The organism is Trichloromonas sp. (assembly GCF_034006665.1).
Classification (GTDB): domain Bacteria; phylum Desulfobacterota; class Desulfuromonadia; order Desulfuromonadales; family Trichloromonadaceae; genus Trichloromonas.
Genome location: NZ_JAVESI010000037.1, coordinates 1 through 16150 on the forward strand (window position 1 = coordinate 1; position 16150 = coordinate 16150).

Here is a 16150-nt window from a genome sequence, read left to right on the forward strand (position 1 = left end):
GGGCCGAACCTGATATGCTGAGTTAAACTACTTTTCTGAACGTCTTGAGCAGATGCCTCGAAAGAGGGCCTAAAGCTGGAAGTGGCGACCGGAAGTCGTGAGGTAAGGCTGGGCGCTTATAGGACGAGGTTGATAATGCAGAAGCAAATCAGGAACCGCCGTGTACGGAACCGTACGCACGGTGGTGTGGGAGGACGGCGGGGGCAACCCCGCCTCCTACCCGATTATGTCGTCTTTGGGGTGGTTGTTCCCGTGGCCAGGGGTTTTGTCGCCGTCCTGATTTGTTCCGGGGCCGTCTCTTCGGTATGATTGAAGCTGGCGGCTCAGAGCAGATTCGGCGGTATTGCGGCAAGGGAGGGAATATGGCGGTCATCGAGGTCGGGCATCCGCTGGTCAGGCACAAGCTGGGGCTGATGCGAAAGAAGAATATCAGTACCAAGGAGTTTCGCGAACTCGTTTCCGAGGTGTCACGCCTGCTTACCTACGAGGCGACCCGGGATCTGGAGACGGAACCGCATGTCATCCGCGGTTGGGCGGGGCCGGTGACGGTGGAGCGGATCAAGGGGAAGAAGATCACCGTTGTCCCTATTCTCAGGGCGGGGTTGGGGATGCTGGATGGGGTGCTTGATCTCATCCCCAGCGCCAGGGTCAGCGTGGTGGGACTCTACCGGGACGAGAAGATACTGGAGCCGGTCACCTATTTCCGTAAACTCGCCAAGAACATGGCGAGGCGCAGGGCAATGATCATCGATCCGATGCTGGCGACGGGGGGAAGTCTGGTGGCGACGATCGATCTGCTCAAGTCCGTGGGCTGCGTCGATATTCGTGCTCTCGTCCTCGTGGCCGCACCTGAGGGGATCGAACGGGTGCGGCAGGTTCATGGCGATGTCGATTTGTACACGGCGTCCATCGACGAGCGGTTGAACGATCAGGGCTATATCATCCCTGGGCTCGGCGATGCCGGGGATAAGATTTTCGGGACCAGATAGGCGATTCATAATTCGCCGTCGATCACTTGCGGCTTCGAACCCGTTTGCGTTCTCCGAGGCGGCGGCGTGGCGGCCACGGGGCATGCCGGCTGGTGGGGTTAGAGGGTAAACCAGAAGGTTGCGCCTTTGCCCGGCTCCCCTTGCGCCCAGATCTTCCCGCCGTGACGGCGGATGATGCGCTCCACCGTGGCCAGGCCGATACCGTGGCCCTGGTATTGGCTGTCGCTGTGAAACCGTTGGAAGGGGATGAACAGCTTGTCGGCAGCGGCCATTTCGAAACCGGCGCCGTTGTCCCGGACAAAACACGTCGCTTTGCCGTCAAAGTCGACAAGGCCGAATTCGACGACGGCTTCATCCCGATGGGCGGTGTACTTCCAGGCGTTGCCGAGGAGATTTTCCAGAACCACCCGCAGCAGTTTTGCGTCGCCGTTGACCGAGATCCCGTTGGCGATTTGGAAGGAAACTTTGCGCTTCAGGTCGGTCAATGCCAGATCGGCGGCCACGAGATGAGCGATCCCGCTGAGATCGACCGTTTCCCGTTGCAATTCCCGCCGCGCCAGCCCGCAGAGATTGAGCAGGGTGTCGATAAGCTCGTTCATGCGCCCGGACCCATCCTGGATTTCCTGGATAAAGCCGAGGCATTGTTCATTCAGTTGCGCGGCGCAAAGATCCCGAAGCATCTGACAGTAGCCGTTGATGACCGTCAGCGGGGTGCGCAGATCATGGGAAATCGAATAACTGAAAGCCTCCATCTCCCGGTTGGCGATCTCCAACTCAATGGCCCGTGCCGTCAGGTCGGCGTTGAGCTTTTCGATCTCTTGCTCGGCTTTTTTACGCCGAGTCATATCGTTTGCCAGGCTCAAAAGGCAACGTTCCCCGCCAATTTCGATGATCTCCGCCGAATAGAGCCCGATCACCTCGGCGCCCGATTTATTCTTGAAAACAATTTCCAGATTGCGAACCTTTTCCCCTCGCGACAGCATCCGCAGCACCCTGGAGCGATCTTGCGGGTTCCAGGTGTTGAACTCCAGGGATCTCCGGCCAAGGACTTCGTCGCGCCGGTAACCCATCACCTGCTCAAAAGCCTCGTTGACCTCCAGGTAGCGCCCGTCCGTAAGGGAGGAGATGATAAGCACGCTCGGCACGGTCTGGAAGGCCAGGGAAAACTTTTCTTTCTCCTCCCGTAGCGCCTCCTCGGCCTTCTTGCGCTCAAGAATGCGCCAGAGATCCTGCATGAGCAGGGTTAGCTGCTGAACGTCGGTTTCATCGTAGTCTTCTTCTTTGTTGCCAACTCCGGCGACAATGACGATGCGTCCGCCATCGAAAATCGGGGCGTTCATGTAGCGACGCAGCTGCACATGGCCTTGCGGATAGCTTTTCTTGTCGGGGGCGGGAGCGGCATAATCATTGGTGATGACCGGGCGGCGGCGGCGAATCGCCTCCTCCCAGAGACCCGTTCCGGCGAGGGGGTAGTTCTGGGGCTTGTCGGCAAGGATACATTCCTCTAGGCCCGACTGTGACCAAGCGTACATGGTCAGGACGGTTTCGTCGTCGTTGACAAAGACGAGATAGCCGAGGGAGCTCCGGGTCAGACGAACCGTTTCCTCCAAGGCGAAATTGGCGATTTCCTTGAGCGAGGCAGCGCTCATGTCGTTTAGCCGCAAAAGGGCTTCGAGCCGTGCGGCATTGGTGACCTGCTGCATCTCCAAGATGGTCACCATGCGGTTAAAGGCTTGCGCCAAGACGCCGATTTCATCGTCTGAGTCGATTTTGATCAGGTGATTCCGGCCGAAGCTTTCCGGCAACGTCTCCACATGGTGGGTGAAGGCCACCAGCGGCCCGGTAAGGCGTTTCATCAGCAGCCAAGTGATGGTCAGGGCCGCGACGGAGATGGCCAGCGTCGCCAAGAGGAAATACCGGCGGGTCGTTTCCAGGGGAGCATAGGCTTCAGCGGCGTTGGAACTGGCGGTCAGAATCCAGCCGGTGGTGGGCAGGTGCCGAACCGAGGCGATAATCCGCTCGCCTTGGGCGGTGATGGTTTCCCCGCTGCCCTCAAAACCGCCCAGGGCCTTTTCGTAGAGAGGATTGGAGTTTGGCGGGCGTTTTGTGGTCAGGATTTTGCTCCGGTCAGGATGGACGATGATGGTCCGATCCCGGTCGGTCAGGGTGAAAAATTCGACGTCGCCGTAGCGGGTGGCGGAGAGATCCCTGAGAAAATTGGTCCCCCAGAGGTCGAAGCTGCCGCCGAGGATGGCAATGATCTTGCCGTGGTTGTCGACGATGGGCGCGGATAGAAAGATGGCGGGGTGGCCGGGGGTGTGGACTGAGGTATAGGGTGCGGAGATATAGGGTTTTTCGGTCGCTAGCGTTTGCTGAAAAAACTCGAACGAGGTCATGTCCCGACCCCGGCGCTCCGGTAGAAAGGGGCTTTCCGCGATCAGTCCGCCATCACTGGAGATGAGAAAGAGACCATTGTCGAAGACGGAATGGAGGGAAATGCGCGCGTCGAGAAAGCCTTGGGCCAGATCCGCGTCAAGCAGGGTTTCGGGCGGCATCTGGTGCGCTGCGGTAATCAGAGCGTTATGGGCCAGACCCAGTTTGTCGTCGATACTGGCCGCCAGCGATGAGACCAAGGCAAATTGCTGGCGACTGATGGCTTTTTTCAGCGACCGTTCCTGGAAGACGAGAGCACCCCAAGCCAGCAGAATGATCAACATCAGGAACAATAGCGAGACGGCCAGCGCCATTTTGGTTTTCAAACTGAGGTTGTTCATCTCGCATCGGCTCCACGGGGGAGGAGAAACCATCCATGTTAAAAATGATATCAGAATTATTTATTGAGGATAAGCCCTGCAGGCGTTCAATTCTTGCCAAGGTGCGATTTCCCGGTTAGAAATAAAAGCTACCACGGTCAGCTGTTGTTTGTCCCCCGAAAGAAAGAGCCACGCGATGAGCGCCCGCAAAAAAAATCCACCAACACCGACCGAGGCGATTCTGGAGAGCATCTCCGACGGGGTTTTTACCGTGGATCGCGAGTGGCGGGTCACTTCCTTCAACCGCGCTGCCGAGGAGATCACCGGGGTGCCCCGGGAGGAGGCGCTGGGACGCCACTGCTGGGAGGTCTTTCGCTCCAGCATGTGCGGCGAGGATTGCGCCTTGCGCAAGACCCTGAACGACGGCAAGCCGATCATCGGCAAGGCCTGCTACATCATTGACGGTGAGGGACGGCGCATTCCCATCAGCGTCTCCACCGCCGTCTTGCGCGACGCCGACGGTCAGGTGATCGGTGGGGCCGAGACCTTCCGCGATCTTTCCGAAGTCGAGGCGTTGCGCCAAGAACTGGCCGGCAAGTTCCGGGTCGGCGACCTGACCAGCCACAGCCCCCTCATGCAACGGGTCTTCGAGATCCTGCCGGCCATCGCCGCCAGCCCGAGCACGGTGCTGATTCTTGGCGAGACCGGTACCGGCAAGGAGCTGCTGGCCCGCACCCTCCATGCCCTCAGCCCGCGCAACCAGGGGCCCTTTGTTGCCGTCAACTGCGGCGCGTTGCCCGACTCCTTGCTCGAATCGGAACTTTTTGGCTACAAGGCCGGCGCTTTCACCGGCGCACAAAAGGACAAGCCCGGCCGCTTCGCCCTGGCCAAGGGCGGCACCTTGTTTCTCGACGAGATCGGCGAAGTCAGCCCGGCCCTGCAGGTACGACTGTTGCGGGTGTTGCAGGAGAAGACCTACGAACCTCTTGGCGCTACCCGTTCCGAGGTGGCCGATGCCCGCATCATCGTCGCTACCAACCGCGATCTCGCCGAACAGGTACGCCGGGGGGTGTTCCGTGAGGATCTCTACTATCGGGTGAACGTGGTGCGGGTAGAATTGCCCCCTCTGCGCCGCCGCAAGGAGGACATCCCGCTGCTGGTCCAAGAGTTCACGGCGCGCTTCAACCGTGTGCAGGGCAAGGCGCTGACCGGGATTACGGCCGAGGCTCTGGCTCTGCTCATGGCCCACGACTGGCCGGGGAACATCCGCGAACTGGAAAACGTCATTGAGCGGGCCTTCGTCCTTTGCCGCGAGGGGCGCATCGATACTCCCCATCTCCCCGCTGAGCTCACCGCCCGGGGGGCGGCGGTCAGCGGCGAAGGCCGCATGCGCGACGCCCACGACATTCTCGACGCCCAGACGATTCGCGCCGCCTTGGAACGCCACGGCTACAACCGGCTGGCGGCGGCCCGGGAGCTGGGCATTCATAAAACCACCCTCTTTCGCAAGCTGAAGAAGCTCAACATCCCCCTCCCTCCCGAGGACGGCCGCACCCGGCGCGAGCCAAAAAAGTAGCGTATCAGCTACTCTATTTCTAAGATAAGTAGCGCAAAAGAAACCCTCGCCTCTGCGTCCCTTTCCCGAAAAATTGAAAAAACATAAGAATATAAGTAATTTATATTAATTTTTTGGGAAATGTTTAGGTTGGCATCGCCTTTGCTATCTAGAAAGACACAAACCCCAGACAGGATGATCGCGATGAAGACCGCATTTGCCTCTTGGGAAAACCGAATAGCCCCGGTGTTCGACACCGCCCGCGAACTGGTGCTGGTGGAGTGCGAGGGAGGGCAAATCCTTCGGCAAGAGCGGCAGTCGCTGGTGGATGAGGCATCCCTCGCGCGGGCCCTCCACCTGATGGAACTGGGGGTCGAAACCTTGGTGTGCGGGGCGATTTCCCGAGCCTTGCATGAGATGCTGCTGGCTTATGGCATTCAGGTGCGGGGCTTTGTCACCGGGGATTTGAACGAGGTCATACGCGCCTGGTTCGATGGCGGGCTGGAGCAAGAAGTTTTTGTCATGCCCGGCTGTCGCGGCCTGGGTGGGTACGGACGGCATATTGTCAGAGAGGAGAACGCCATGCCGGGACAAGGCAGGAATCAGGGCTCCGGAAGCGGCCGAGGAATGGGCCGGGGGCAAGGACAGGGAATGGGCCGGGGAATGGGCCAAGGGCAAGGACAAGGAATGGGCCGGGGAATGGGTCAAGGAATGGGCCAGGGGCAAGGGCAAGGACAAGGACAAGGAATTGCTGGTCGGGGGCGCCAGGGCGGTGCGTTGGGTGCCGGGCCGTCGGGTTTCTGTCTCTGTCCCAAATGCGGGCACCGGCAAGCGCACGACCGGGGACGTCCCTGCGTCGAGCAGCTCTGTCCTGACTGCGGAACCGCGCTGATCCGGTCATAAAAACAGCAACTTGAATGGAAACACACAAAAAGACGAAAGGAGAAGGATCATGCCAAGAGGTGATGGAACGGGACCGATGGGAATGGGTTCGATGACGGGCCGGGGTGCCGGCTACTGTGCTGGAAATACGGCTCCAGGTTTTGCCAGTGTCGGTTATGGCCTGGGCTGGGGCGGCCGTTGTCGCGGCTTCGCCGGCGGCGGTTACGGGCGGCGGAATATGTTCTACGCCACCGGCCAGCCGGGCTGGGCACGTTTCGGCGGGGTAAACGCGCCTCTCGCCGATCCAGAGATGGAACGGACCGCCCTCAAGGGGCGAGCTGAGGTGCTCGGCTCGGAGATGGAGAGGATCAAGGCGCGCCTGGAAGCTCTCGAAGGGAAAAAGGCGCAGGACTAACGAGAGCGGATGTCCCCATTGCGGGAAGAACCCGGCTGCGCCACCCAAAGGGGGTGGCGCAGCCGGAACCGGCCAACCCATGAAGCAAAAGGGAGGTTCACCATGAAAATCATACTGACCACTTCGGGAACGGATCTCAATGCGCCCCTCGATCCCCGTTTCGGCCGGGCAGCCGGATATCTGCTGTACGATCTGGAAACGTCTACCTACAAACGGCTTGACAACGAGTCGGCCCAAGGAACCTCCCACGGCGCCGGGATTCTCGCCGCCGAGTTGGTCGCTCGCAGTGGCGCTAAGGCTCTCATTACCGGCCATTGCGGACCCAAGGCTTTCCGCGTGCTGAACGCGGCGGGGGTCAAGGTCTATAACTGCGACGCGGTGACGGTTGCGGAAGCGCTGGAACGGTATCGTGCGGGGAAACTGGTCGAAGCCGAAGGCGCCGATGTTTCCGGCCATTGGGAATAAATTCGATGAACACGAGAAAGGATAATGTGGCATGAAACTGGCGGTTGCCTCCGGCAAGGGGGGGACGGGCAAGACCACGGTCTCGGTAAATCTGGCGCGCACTTTGGGACGCGCCGTGCATCTGCTTGATTGCGATGTCGAAGAGCCCAATGCCCACCTCTTTCTACAGGGTCGGCTGAAAAAGGAACAGACCGTCGCCATCCCCATCCCCCAAGTGGATGAAACGCTCTGCGACGGCTGCGGCGAATGCGGTAGGTTCTGCCAGTTTCACGCCATCGTCAGTTTTGGCACGGCGCCTCTGGTCTTTCCCGAGCTCTGCCACGGCTGCGGCGGCTGCGCCCGGGTCTGCCCGCAGAAGGCCATCAGCGAAGTCGATAAACGCATCGGCGTGGTGGAAACCTTGGAGGCAGGGGAAATTACCCTGACGATGGGCCGTCTTGACGTGGGGTCGGCCATGGCGCCGCCATTGATTCGGGCGGTGAAGGATTCCCTGCGCCCCGGCGAAGTCGCCATTCTCGACGCGCCGCCGGGCACCTCCTGCCCGGTGATCGCAACCTTGCGTGAGGTCGATTTCGTGCTCCTGGTCACCGAGCCGACCCCCTTCGGCCTGCACGATCTCAAGCTGGCAGTCGCTATGGTCCGGGAACTGGGGCTGCCCTTCGGGGTGGTCGTCAACCGCATGGGCAGCGGCGATCAGCGCACTCACGACTTCTGTCGGGCGGAAAACATTCCCATCCTTCTTGAGATCCCCGACGATCGGCGCATTGCCGAGGTCTATTCACGGGGGGATCTGCTGGTCGATGCCCTCCCCGAATACCGGAATCTTTTTCAGGGTTTGCTGGAAAAAACCCTAGGGCTGTGAGGTAGAGCCATGGGCCATGTCTACGGACCGGTGCCGTCGCGAAGGCTGGGTCGATCCCTGGGGGTCGATCTGGTGCCCTTCAAGGTCTGCTCGTATGACTGCATTTACTGCCAGTTGGGGCGGACCACCGAGAAGACCCTCGAACGACGCGAATATGTTCCCATTACGGAAATCATGGCGGACCTGGAAGGCCTTTTGGCCCAGGGGGTGCGGCCGGATTATATCAGTCTCGCCGGTTCCGGGGAGCCGACGCTCAATTCCGGCATCGGCGAACTGATTCGGAAAATCAAGGCCGTCACTCCGATTCCGGTAGCGGTTTTGACCAACGGCTCGCTGCTCTGGCGGGACGATGTGCAAGAGGAACTGCTTGCCGCCGATCTGGTTCTGCCGTCTCTTGATGCTGGGGATGCGGCGCTTTTTGAGTTAGTAAACCGGCCTCATGCGGGGATTTCCTTTGCGCGGATGGTTGAAGGTCTGGAGACCTTTACCCGGCGTTTTCCCGGAGAGGTTTGGTTGGAGGTGCTGCTGCTCGGCGGGGTGACGGGCATTTTTCATGAAGTGGAAAAGATCAATGCCCTGATCGAGCGGATTCAGCCGAATCGTGTCCAGCTTAATACCGTGGCGCGCCCCCCGGTCGAGGACTTCGCCTATGCGCTGTCGCTGAAACAGATGCGGGCGTTACAACAGGCTTTCACCGTTCCGGTTGAGCTGATTGGTGGTATTGACCAAGGCAATGCCGCGCCCGACGGGGCAAGCGCCGCCGGAGCGGAACGGATTCTGGCGCTGCTGGAACGGCGGCCCTGCACCTGCGATGACCTCGCCCGGGGCTTGGGCATCCATGTTTTGGCCGCGATGAAAGAGCTTGATCCGCTGCTGGCCACCGGGCAGATTCAGACCGTCGTCATCGGCGGCAAACATTTCTACCGCGCGCGACCGGAGGAAAGGGAGGGCGTCGCTTTGCCCTGAACCTGGCGGCGGAGGATGACAAGCGTTTGATGTCAGTGAAGCTTCATTTCAAGTAAGGATAAGGCGAAATTATGAAAGAACTGGTGGTGATCAGCGGCAAGGGCGGAACCGGAAAGACGAGTGTGACCGCTTCCTTCGCCGTACTGGCGGAAAAGGCGGTGCTTGCCGATTGCGACGTGGACGCGGCCGATCTGCATCTGGTGCTGAAACCGGAGGTTCGAGAGCGCCACGATTTCCGTAGCGGGCACGAGGCGGTCATCCGTGAGGTGGACTGCATCGGCTGCGGCACTTGTCGTGACCTCTGCCGTTTTGACGCGGTGCGGATGCATGAGACCAAGGACGGTATGCGCTGTACTATCGACCCGGTGGCCTGTGAAGGGTGCGGGCTGTGCGTGCGCTTTTGTCCGCAGCAGGCCATCGATTTTCCTGAGCGGCTTTGCGGTGAATGGATGGTTTCCGATACCCGGAGGGGGCCGATGGTCCATGCCCGGTTGGGGGTGGCCGCCGAGAACTCCGGCAAGTTGGTCGCCACCGTGCGTCAGGAAGCCCGGCGCGTCGCCGAGGAGCAGGGGCTCAAGCTGGTGATCGTCGACGGTCCCCCCGGCATCGGTTGTCCGGTCATCGCCTCGCTGAGTGGCGCCAGTCAGGTGCTGGTTGTCACTGAGCCGACCGTTTCCGGCGAGCACGATCTCGAACGAGTGCTGAAGCTGGCCCGGCATTTCGAGATTCCAGCGGCCATTTGCGTCAACAAGTGGGATCTCAACCCGGAGATGGCTGAGCGCATCGAAACCCTGGCCCGCGCGGTGGGAGCGACCGTGGCCGGGCGCATCCGCTATGACCGCGCCGTTACCCAGGCGCAGATTCGCGCACTGGCGGTGGTGGAGACCGACGCTCCCAGCGCCGGGGATATCCGGGAGGTCTGGCGTACCCTGGGCTTTGCGGAGGAGGCATGAGCGTGGGGGGAGGCGTGCAGAATCTCGCCGAAGCGTATGGCCACGGCCGCTGCGTGGTTTGCGGTGACCGTAATCCTCATTCTTTGCACCTGCGTTTCGAGCCGACGGCGGACGGCGGGGTGCGGGCGCCCTTCTTTGCTCATGCCGAACTGCAAGGCTATGCCGATATGCTGCACGGCGGAGTCACGGCGTCGCTCCTCGATGCGGCCATGACCCACTGCCTCTTTCATCTCGGTGTCGAAGCGGTCACCGGCGAACTCAACATCCGCTATCTGCGTCCCATCCCCTGCGGTTCATCCCTGGAAATCCGCGCCTGGCGTCTCGGTGCTTATCCCCCCCTGCATTCCCTCAAGGCACAAATTCTCGCTTCCGACGTGATCATGACCCAAGCCGAAGCCAAGTTCATGGAACGTTCGGCACGCTGATCCCACCCATTGGGTGTGAGATTTTTTTTCACGAATGTCCTTGTGTTGTGCGACAATTAGGGTCTGGATTTTATTCTGTCCCGTGAGGAGAAAGCGATGCCGGAAAAAAAACGGATTATTGTCATCGGCGGTTCGGCCGCCGGTCCCAAGGCGGCGGCCAAGGCCCGCCGTCTCGATGAAAACGCCGAGATCATCATCATCCAGAAGGCTCCCGATCTCTCCATGGCCTCCTGCGGCTATCCCTACTACGTAGGCGGCTTCTTCGACGAGCGCAACATGTTGATCTGCACCCCCACCGGCGAGGTTCGTGATGCCGGCTTCTATCTGCGGGCCAAGGGGATCGTCGCCCGCACCGAGACTGAGGCGCTGCGGATCGACCGGGAGGCGAAGACCCTGCTCATCCGCGATCTGAAGAGCGGTGTGGAAGAGACCCTGCCCTATGACAAGCTGATCATCACTACCGGTGCGCTGCCGAAAAAACCGCCCATCCCCGGGATGGAGCTCGACGGCATCACCACTTTGCAGTCGATGGGGGATGCCGACTATCTGCGTGGCGTCCGCGACGGCCGGAAAATCACCAAGGCGGTGGTGATCGGCGGTGGGCTGATCGGCATCGAAACCTGCGAGGCGTTGCACTTGGCGGGGATCGACATCACCGTCATCGAAATGTTGCCACAGCTGCTCACCTTCCTCGACTGGGAGATGGCCAAGCTGGTGGAAAACCATGTGCGCGCCCAGGGTGCCAACGTCATCACCGACAACGGCATTGTCGAGTTCCTCGGCGAGAACGGCAGGCTGACGGCGGTGAAGCTGCGTAACGGCACCGAGCTCCCCTGTGAACTTGCCGTCGTCGCCATCGGCGTAAGTCCCAACGTCCAACTTGCGCGGGCGGCAGGGCTGGCCATCGGTGAGACAGGGGGGATTCTCGTTGATGACCACATGGCGACGAGCGATCCCGACATCTATGCGGCAGGGGATTGTGTCGAAGCCCTCAATCTCATCACCGGCAAAAAGGTTCATGCTCCCTACGGCGATCTGGCCAACCTGCAAGGGCGGGTCGCCGGCGAAAATGCCGTACTCGGCAATAGCGTCCGTTTTCCCGGCACCATCCAGACCGGTATCTGCAAGGTCTTCGATTTTGCCGCCGGCTCCACCGGTCTTTCGGAGAAGGCGGCGCGAGCGGCGGGTCTGACGGAGATCGAGACGGTCATCAACGCCAGCCTCGACAAGCCGGGCTTCATGGAAGGAAAACTGCTGGTCTCGAAGCTGGTGGTGGAGAAGACGAGCGGACGGATTCTCGGCGCCCAGTGCATCGGCCCGGGGGATGTGAGCAAACAACTGGCCATCTGGGCCATGGCGATCAAGGCGCGCCTGGGGGTGGAAGACATGGTCAATGCCGATCTTCCCTACGCGCCCCCTTTCTCCCTGGCCATCGACCACACCATTGCCACCGCTCATATCATGCAGAACAAGCTCAAAGGGCGCATGCGGGGTATTTCCTGCGGCGAGGTGAAAAAGAAGCTCGATGCCGGGGAGAAGCCTCTCATCCTCGACAACCGTTCGCCCCAGGAATTCGAACAGATGCGTCTCGGCGTCGGCGAGCGGCTCATGCCCTTGGGGGTCCTGCGCGGGCGCCTCAATGAAATACCTGACGACAAAAATACCGAGATTATCTGCTACTGCAAGATTTCCCTGCGTGGTTATGAGGCGGCACGGGTGCTCGAAGGGCACGGCTGGAATAACGTCAAGGTGATGGAAGGCGGCATCATGGCGTGGCCCTATCCCCGGGAAAAATAACTTATTTGGAGAACTCCCCATGCGTGTCACCGATCTCTGGAAGAAGAGCGCCCGTCCCACCCTGTCTTTTGAGTTTTTTCCGCCTCGCAGCGAAAAGGATGAGGCGGCGTTTGCGAAAGTTGTCGACACCCTGGCCGAATTCAATCCGGACTTTGTCTCCGTGACCTTCGGGGCCGGCGGCTCCAGCCGGGAAGGCTCGTACCAGCTGGTCAAAAAGCTGATCCGGGAAAAGGGACTGGAAGTGATTGCCTACCTTGCCGCATACGGGCTTGGGCCGGAGGAAATCATTTCCATTCTCGATGCCTACGCCGATCTTGGGGTGGAGAATGTCCTCGCCTTGCGCGGCGATCCCCCGCGTGGGACCGAGGGGCTGACTCTGCACCCGCAGAGTCTGGCCCATGCCTCCGACCTCTTGAGCTTCATCAAGGCCCGCTACGACGTCTGTCTGGGCGGAGCCGGCCATCCGGAAGGGCATCCGGAAGCGGAGAGCAAGGCCAAGGATCTGGAATATCTCAAGCTCAAGGTGGCGAACGGCGCCGAATTCATCATTGCCAATTTCGTCTATGACACGCGGCTCTTCTTCGATTTTGTCGAACGCTGTCGCTCGATTGGCATCGAAGTGCCGATTCTTCCCGGTGTGATGCCGATCTACAGTGTCAAGTTGCTGGAAATTCTCACTAAAACCTGCGGTGCGACGATCAGTGAGGATGTTCGCAAGGGGCTGGCTGCACTGCCCGCGGACGATACGAAGGCGGTTGCGGAATTCGGCATTGCCTTCGCCATCCGGCAATGCCGCGAATTGCTGGAAAAAGGCGTTCCGGGAATCCATCTCTATACGATGGATAGAAGTTCTGCGGCCGCCGCCATCGTCCATACCCTAAAAAATGAAAAGTTTCTCTAAAAATGAAGACTTACCTTGAATGTGTCCCCTGTCTGCTGCGGCAGACGGTTGCGGCCTGTCGCATGCTCGCCGTGCCGGAGTCCGTGCAGGACCGGGTGGTGCGGACCGTGCTGGCGGAACTGGCGCAAGGGGATTTTACCCAGCCGCCGCCGTTGCTCGCTCAGGCGATTCATCGCCATATCCGCAACCTGTCATTCCAGAAGGATCCCTATCGCTGGATCAAGGAACATTTCACCCATGTGGCTCTGGACATGCTGGAAGAGCTGGAAGAGCTGGTCGCGCGGTCGCGGCAGCCGATAGAGACCGCCGTGCGTCTGGCGATCGCGGGTAACGTCATCGATCTGGGCATTACCGGCACGCTCAGCGAGGAGCAGGTTTCCGAAGCGATTCGCCATGCTCTGGAGGCGCCTCTGCGCGGGGATGTGGATGAATTCATCCAAGCCGTGGGCGCGGCCGAGAAGATTCTCTATCTGGCCGACAACGCGGGGGAGATCGTTTTTGACCGGCTGCTTCTTCAGCAGCTCCCTCTGGATCGGGTGACGCTGGCAGTGAAAGGGGCGCCGGTGATCAACGATGCCATCCGCGAAGACGCCGTCGCCGCCGGGGTTGATACTCTGGTCGCGGTCATCGACAACGGCGCGGACGTACCGGGAACGTTTCTGGCCGAATGCAGTGAGAATTTCCAGCGCCACTTCGCAGAGGCCGATCTGGTCATCGCCAAGGGACAGGGCAACTACGAAACCCTCAATGACGTGCGCAAAGACATCTTTTTTATTCTGAAAGCAAAATGCCCCGTCATCGCCAGAGATTTGGGGAGTGAGGTCGGCGACTTGATCCTGCGGCGTTCCCTGTATTACGCGCAGAATTAAGTCTGTCCCGGCTGTTTTGTTCGGAAAGGCGGCGTAAAATTGATTTGCGCCATGGATGAAGTCCTCGACGGAAGAATGTGAATTTGTCTGTGGTAAAGTTTATCCGTTACTGGTTGAACGGAGAGTTGGTTTGAGCCGACGAAAGGGGGTTGCGGATGACGGAAACACTGAAAGTTGGTTGTACCCGACCGGCGAGTGGACCGGTCGGTCAGGAAGAAGCGGTAAACTCCAGCGCAGAGACTCAGCCCGAAAAGGAGGTGTCGAAGATGATCCAGGTGGGAAAAGCCATGGTTGATTTTACCGCTCCGGCATATCACCAAGGGAATTTTACTTCGGTGAAGCTTTCCGGTTACCTGGGAAAATGGGTGTTGCTATGCTTCTATCCCGGGGATTTCACCTTTGTCTGAGCGACGGAAATAGCGGCGGTCGCCGCTCATTATGAAAAATTTCAGGAGCTTGGCGTTGAAATTCTGTCCATGAGCGTGGACAGTGTCTTTGTTCACAAGATGTGGAACGATAACGAACTCTCGAAAATGGTTCCCGGCGGGGTGCCTTTCCCGATGCTCACGGACGGCGGCGGCAAGGTCGGAACGGCCTACGGCATCTATGATGCCGACGCGGGCGTCGAAAATCGTGGCCGGTTCCTGATTGACCCGGATGGCGTGATTCAGGCTTACGAGGTTCTTACTCCCCCCGTCGGCCGCAGCGTAGCCGAAGCCCTCCGCCAGATTCAGGCCTTCCAACTGGTGCGGGCGAGCAACGGCAGCGAGGCCACCCCGTCCGACTGGAAACCGGGAAAGCCAACGCTCAAGCCGGGGCCGGATCTTGTCGGCAAGGTCTGGGAGGTTTGGAAGACCAGCATGGGAACCGATTAATCGCCTCGGGGCGCCACTATCTTTCACCAATCAAGTTCGGCCCAACGGGTTTACCCCGTTGGGCCGAACTTGTAGGCAGGTCAATAAACTCCGTGTATTTAATGGATAAATTTTCCGTTACTCCTGGGCCGGCGGCCAAGGGCGGGCGAGCCGGGCGCCGAAAATCAGCCCGGCGAACAGCAGCGTCACGACCAGGACCGTTACTCCCGGCCACTCCCGCCAACTCCAGAAGAAGCCCCCGATCGTTCCGGAAATGCTTGAACCGAGATAGTAGAAGAAGAGATAGAGGGCTGAGGCCTGGGCCTTGGCTACCGGCGCCCGTCGGCCGACCCAGCTGGAGGCGACGGAATGAACGCCGAAGAAGCCGACGGTGAAGATGCCGACGCCGAGAACGATCCAGGGCAGGGGGGCGGCCAGGGTTAGCAGCGCGCCGATGACCATGGTCGTGAGACCGAAACGGATCAGCGGCGGGCGCCCGAAGCGGTTGACGAAATGCCCCATGATCGAGGCGCTCAGGGAGCCGAGCAGATAGACGAGAAAGATCAGGCTCGCCTGGCTTTGGCTGAGCAGGTAGGGGGTAGCCAGCAGGCGGAAGGTCAGATAGTTGTAGAGGGTGACGAAGGCGCCCATGGTCAGGAAGGTAACGAGGTAGAGCCGGCGCAGCAGGGGATCGCGCAGGTGCCGGCCGAGGGAGGTGAAGAGATAGGCGGCGGCGAAGGGGCGCGGCGGCAGGTGCGAGGCAGGAAGGCTGGCGGCGAAGAAGAGGCTGGTCAACAGGCAGGCGCCGCCGAGGATGAAAAAGGCCGCCTGCCAGTTCCAGAGATCGGCGAGGATGGCGGTAATCAGCCGCCCGGCCATGCCGCCGACGGCGTTGCCGCTGATGTAGAGGCCCATGGCGGAGGCGATGGCCGAAGGACTCATCTCCTCGCTCAGATAAGCCATAGCCACGGCCGGAAGTCCGGCCAGCAGCAGCCCTTGCAGGAAGCGCAGGCCGAGCAGTCCGGGGAAGCTTTCGCTCAGGCCGATCAGCAGGGTCAGGCACGAGGTCAGGATGAGCGCGCCGCTCATGACCCGCTTGCGCCCCCAGGTTTCCGAGAGGGTGCCGACGAAGAGCATGGCGACGGCCAGGGTGCCGGTGGCCAGGGAGAGAGGCAGGCTGCCGAGAGCCGGCGAGACGCCGAAACTTTTGGAGAATTCCGGCAGCAACGGCTGTACCGCGTAGAGACTGACGAAGGTGACGAACCCGGCCAGGAAGAAGGCGAGATTGACCCGGCGGTAGACGGGGGTGCCGACCTGGATGCCCCCCAACCCGGAATTTCCCGGAGTTGCGGGGGGGGTGGCGCGCTGATGATTGAGTGGCTCTCTGGTCATGATTAACGGGAAAGATAGCACCGAAGGCAGGGCAAGGGAAGGGGCTCGTTAGCGGCGGAAGAATTTGATTTT

15 protein-coding genes are annotated in these 16150 nt (G+C 60.3%); 13 read left to right on the forward strand and 2 right to left on the reverse strand.

The features are described 5' to 3' along the window. Positions 1–362 precede the first annotated feature (362 nt). Positions 363–989 (forward strand): uracil phosphoribosyltransferase, encoded by a 627-nt coding sequence (gene upp / locus RBR25_RS13105; protein ID WP_432820001.1) that lies wholly within the window; start codon positions 363–365, stop codon positions 987–989. 98 nt (positions 990–1087) lie between these two features. On the opposite strand, the gene RBR25_RS13110 is transcribed toward upp, so the two are convergent. Next, positions 1088–3763: a GAF domain-containing protein gene (locus tag RBR25_RS13110; RefSeq protein ID WP_432820002.1), complete on the reverse strand. Its 2676-nt coding sequence runs from the start codon at positions 3761–3763 to the stop codon at positions 1088–1090. A 175-nt stretch (positions 3764–3938) separates the two neighbouring features. Here RBR25_RS13110 and RBR25_RS13115 point away from each other — a divergent pair, with 175 nt between their 5' ends. The 12 genes from RBR25_RS13115 (at position 3939) to prxU (ending at position 14707) form a co-directional block, all read left to right on the forward strand. Beyond that, a complete protein-coding gene (locus RBR25_RS13115; RefSeq protein WP_432820003.1) occupies positions 3939–5318 on the forward strand; it encodes a sigma-54 interaction domain-containing protein in 1380 nt (459 codons plus the stop codon). 183 nt (positions 5319–5501) lie between these two features. Further along, complete coding sequence (locus tag RBR25_RS13120) at positions 5502–6200, forward strand: NifB/NifX family molybdenum-iron cluster-binding protein (RefSeq protein ID WP_432820004.1); 699 nt, start codon at positions 5502–5504, stop codon at positions 6198–6200. A gap of 49 nt (positions 6201–6249) precedes the next feature. Beyond that, a complete protein-coding gene (locus RBR25_RS13125) occupies positions 6250–6594 on the forward strand; it encodes a DUF5320 domain-containing protein (RefSeq protein WP_432820005.1) in 345 nt (114 codons plus the stop codon). 102 nt (positions 6595–6696) lie between these two features. After that, positions 6697–7059, forward strand: coding sequence for a NifB/NifX family molybdenum-iron cluster-binding protein (locus RBR25_RS13130; RefSeq protein ID WP_432820006.1), 363 nt, complete (start codon positions 6697–6699; stop codon positions 7057–7059). 31 nt (positions 7060–7090) lie between these two features. Continuing rightward, entirely contained in the window at positions 7091–7921 is an 831-nt protein-coding gene (locus RBR25_RS13135; protein ID WP_432820007.1) for an ATP-binding protein, read from the forward strand. Positions 7922–7930: 9 nt separating this feature from the next. Beyond that, on the forward strand, positions 7931–8887 hold the full coding sequence (locus RBR25_RS13140; RefSeq protein WP_432820008.1) for a radical SAM protein: 957 nt from the start codon (positions 7931–7933) through the stop codon (positions 8885–8887). A 71-nt stretch (positions 8888–8958) separates the two neighbouring features. Beyond that, positions 8959–9840 (forward strand): ATP-binding protein, encoded by an 882-nt coding sequence (locus RBR25_RS13145; RefSeq protein WP_432820009.1) that lies wholly within the window; start codon positions 8959–8961, stop codon positions 9838–9840. Then, on the forward strand, positions 9837–10265 hold the full coding sequence (locus RBR25_RS13150) for a PaaI family thioesterase (RefSeq protein ID WP_432820010.1): 429 nt from the start codon (positions 9837–9839) through the stop codon (positions 10263–10265). The genes RBR25_RS13145 and RBR25_RS13150 overlap by 4 nt, the downstream gene beginning before the upstream one ends. Before the next feature lie 96 nt (positions 10266–10361). Beyond that, the gene (locus RBR25_RS13155; protein WP_432820011.1) at positions 10362–12062 is read left to right on the forward strand and encodes an FAD-dependent oxidoreductase; all 1701 of its coding nucleotides are present in this window, start codon (positions 10362–10364) and stop codon (positions 12060–12062) included. 19 nt (positions 12063–12081) lie between these two features. Next, a complete protein-coding gene (locus tag RBR25_RS13160; protein ID WP_432820012.1) occupies positions 12082–12963 on the forward strand; it encodes a methylenetetrahydrofolate reductase in 882 nt (293 codons plus the stop codon). A gap of 2 nt (positions 12964–12965) precedes the next feature. Next, a complete protein-coding gene (locus RBR25_RS13165) occupies positions 12966–13832 on the forward strand; it encodes a damage-control phosphatase ARMT1 family protein (RefSeq protein WP_432820013.1) in 867 nt (288 codons plus the stop codon). Positions 13833–13987: 155 nt separating this feature from the next. Further along, positions 13988–14707: a thioredoxin-dependent peroxiredoxin gene (gene prxU, locus RBR25_RS13170; protein ID WP_432820014.1), complete on the forward strand. Its 720-nt coding sequence runs from the start codon at positions 13988–13990 to the stop codon at positions 14705–14707. Between the two features lie 117 nt (positions 14708–14824). Here prxU and RBR25_RS13175 read toward each other — a convergent pair whose 3' ends face one another. After that, entirely contained in the window at positions 14825–16015 is a 1191-nt protein-coding gene (locus RBR25_RS13175; RefSeq protein ID WP_432820015.1) for an MFS transporter, read from the reverse strand. Positions 16016–16150 lie beyond the last annotated feature (135 nt).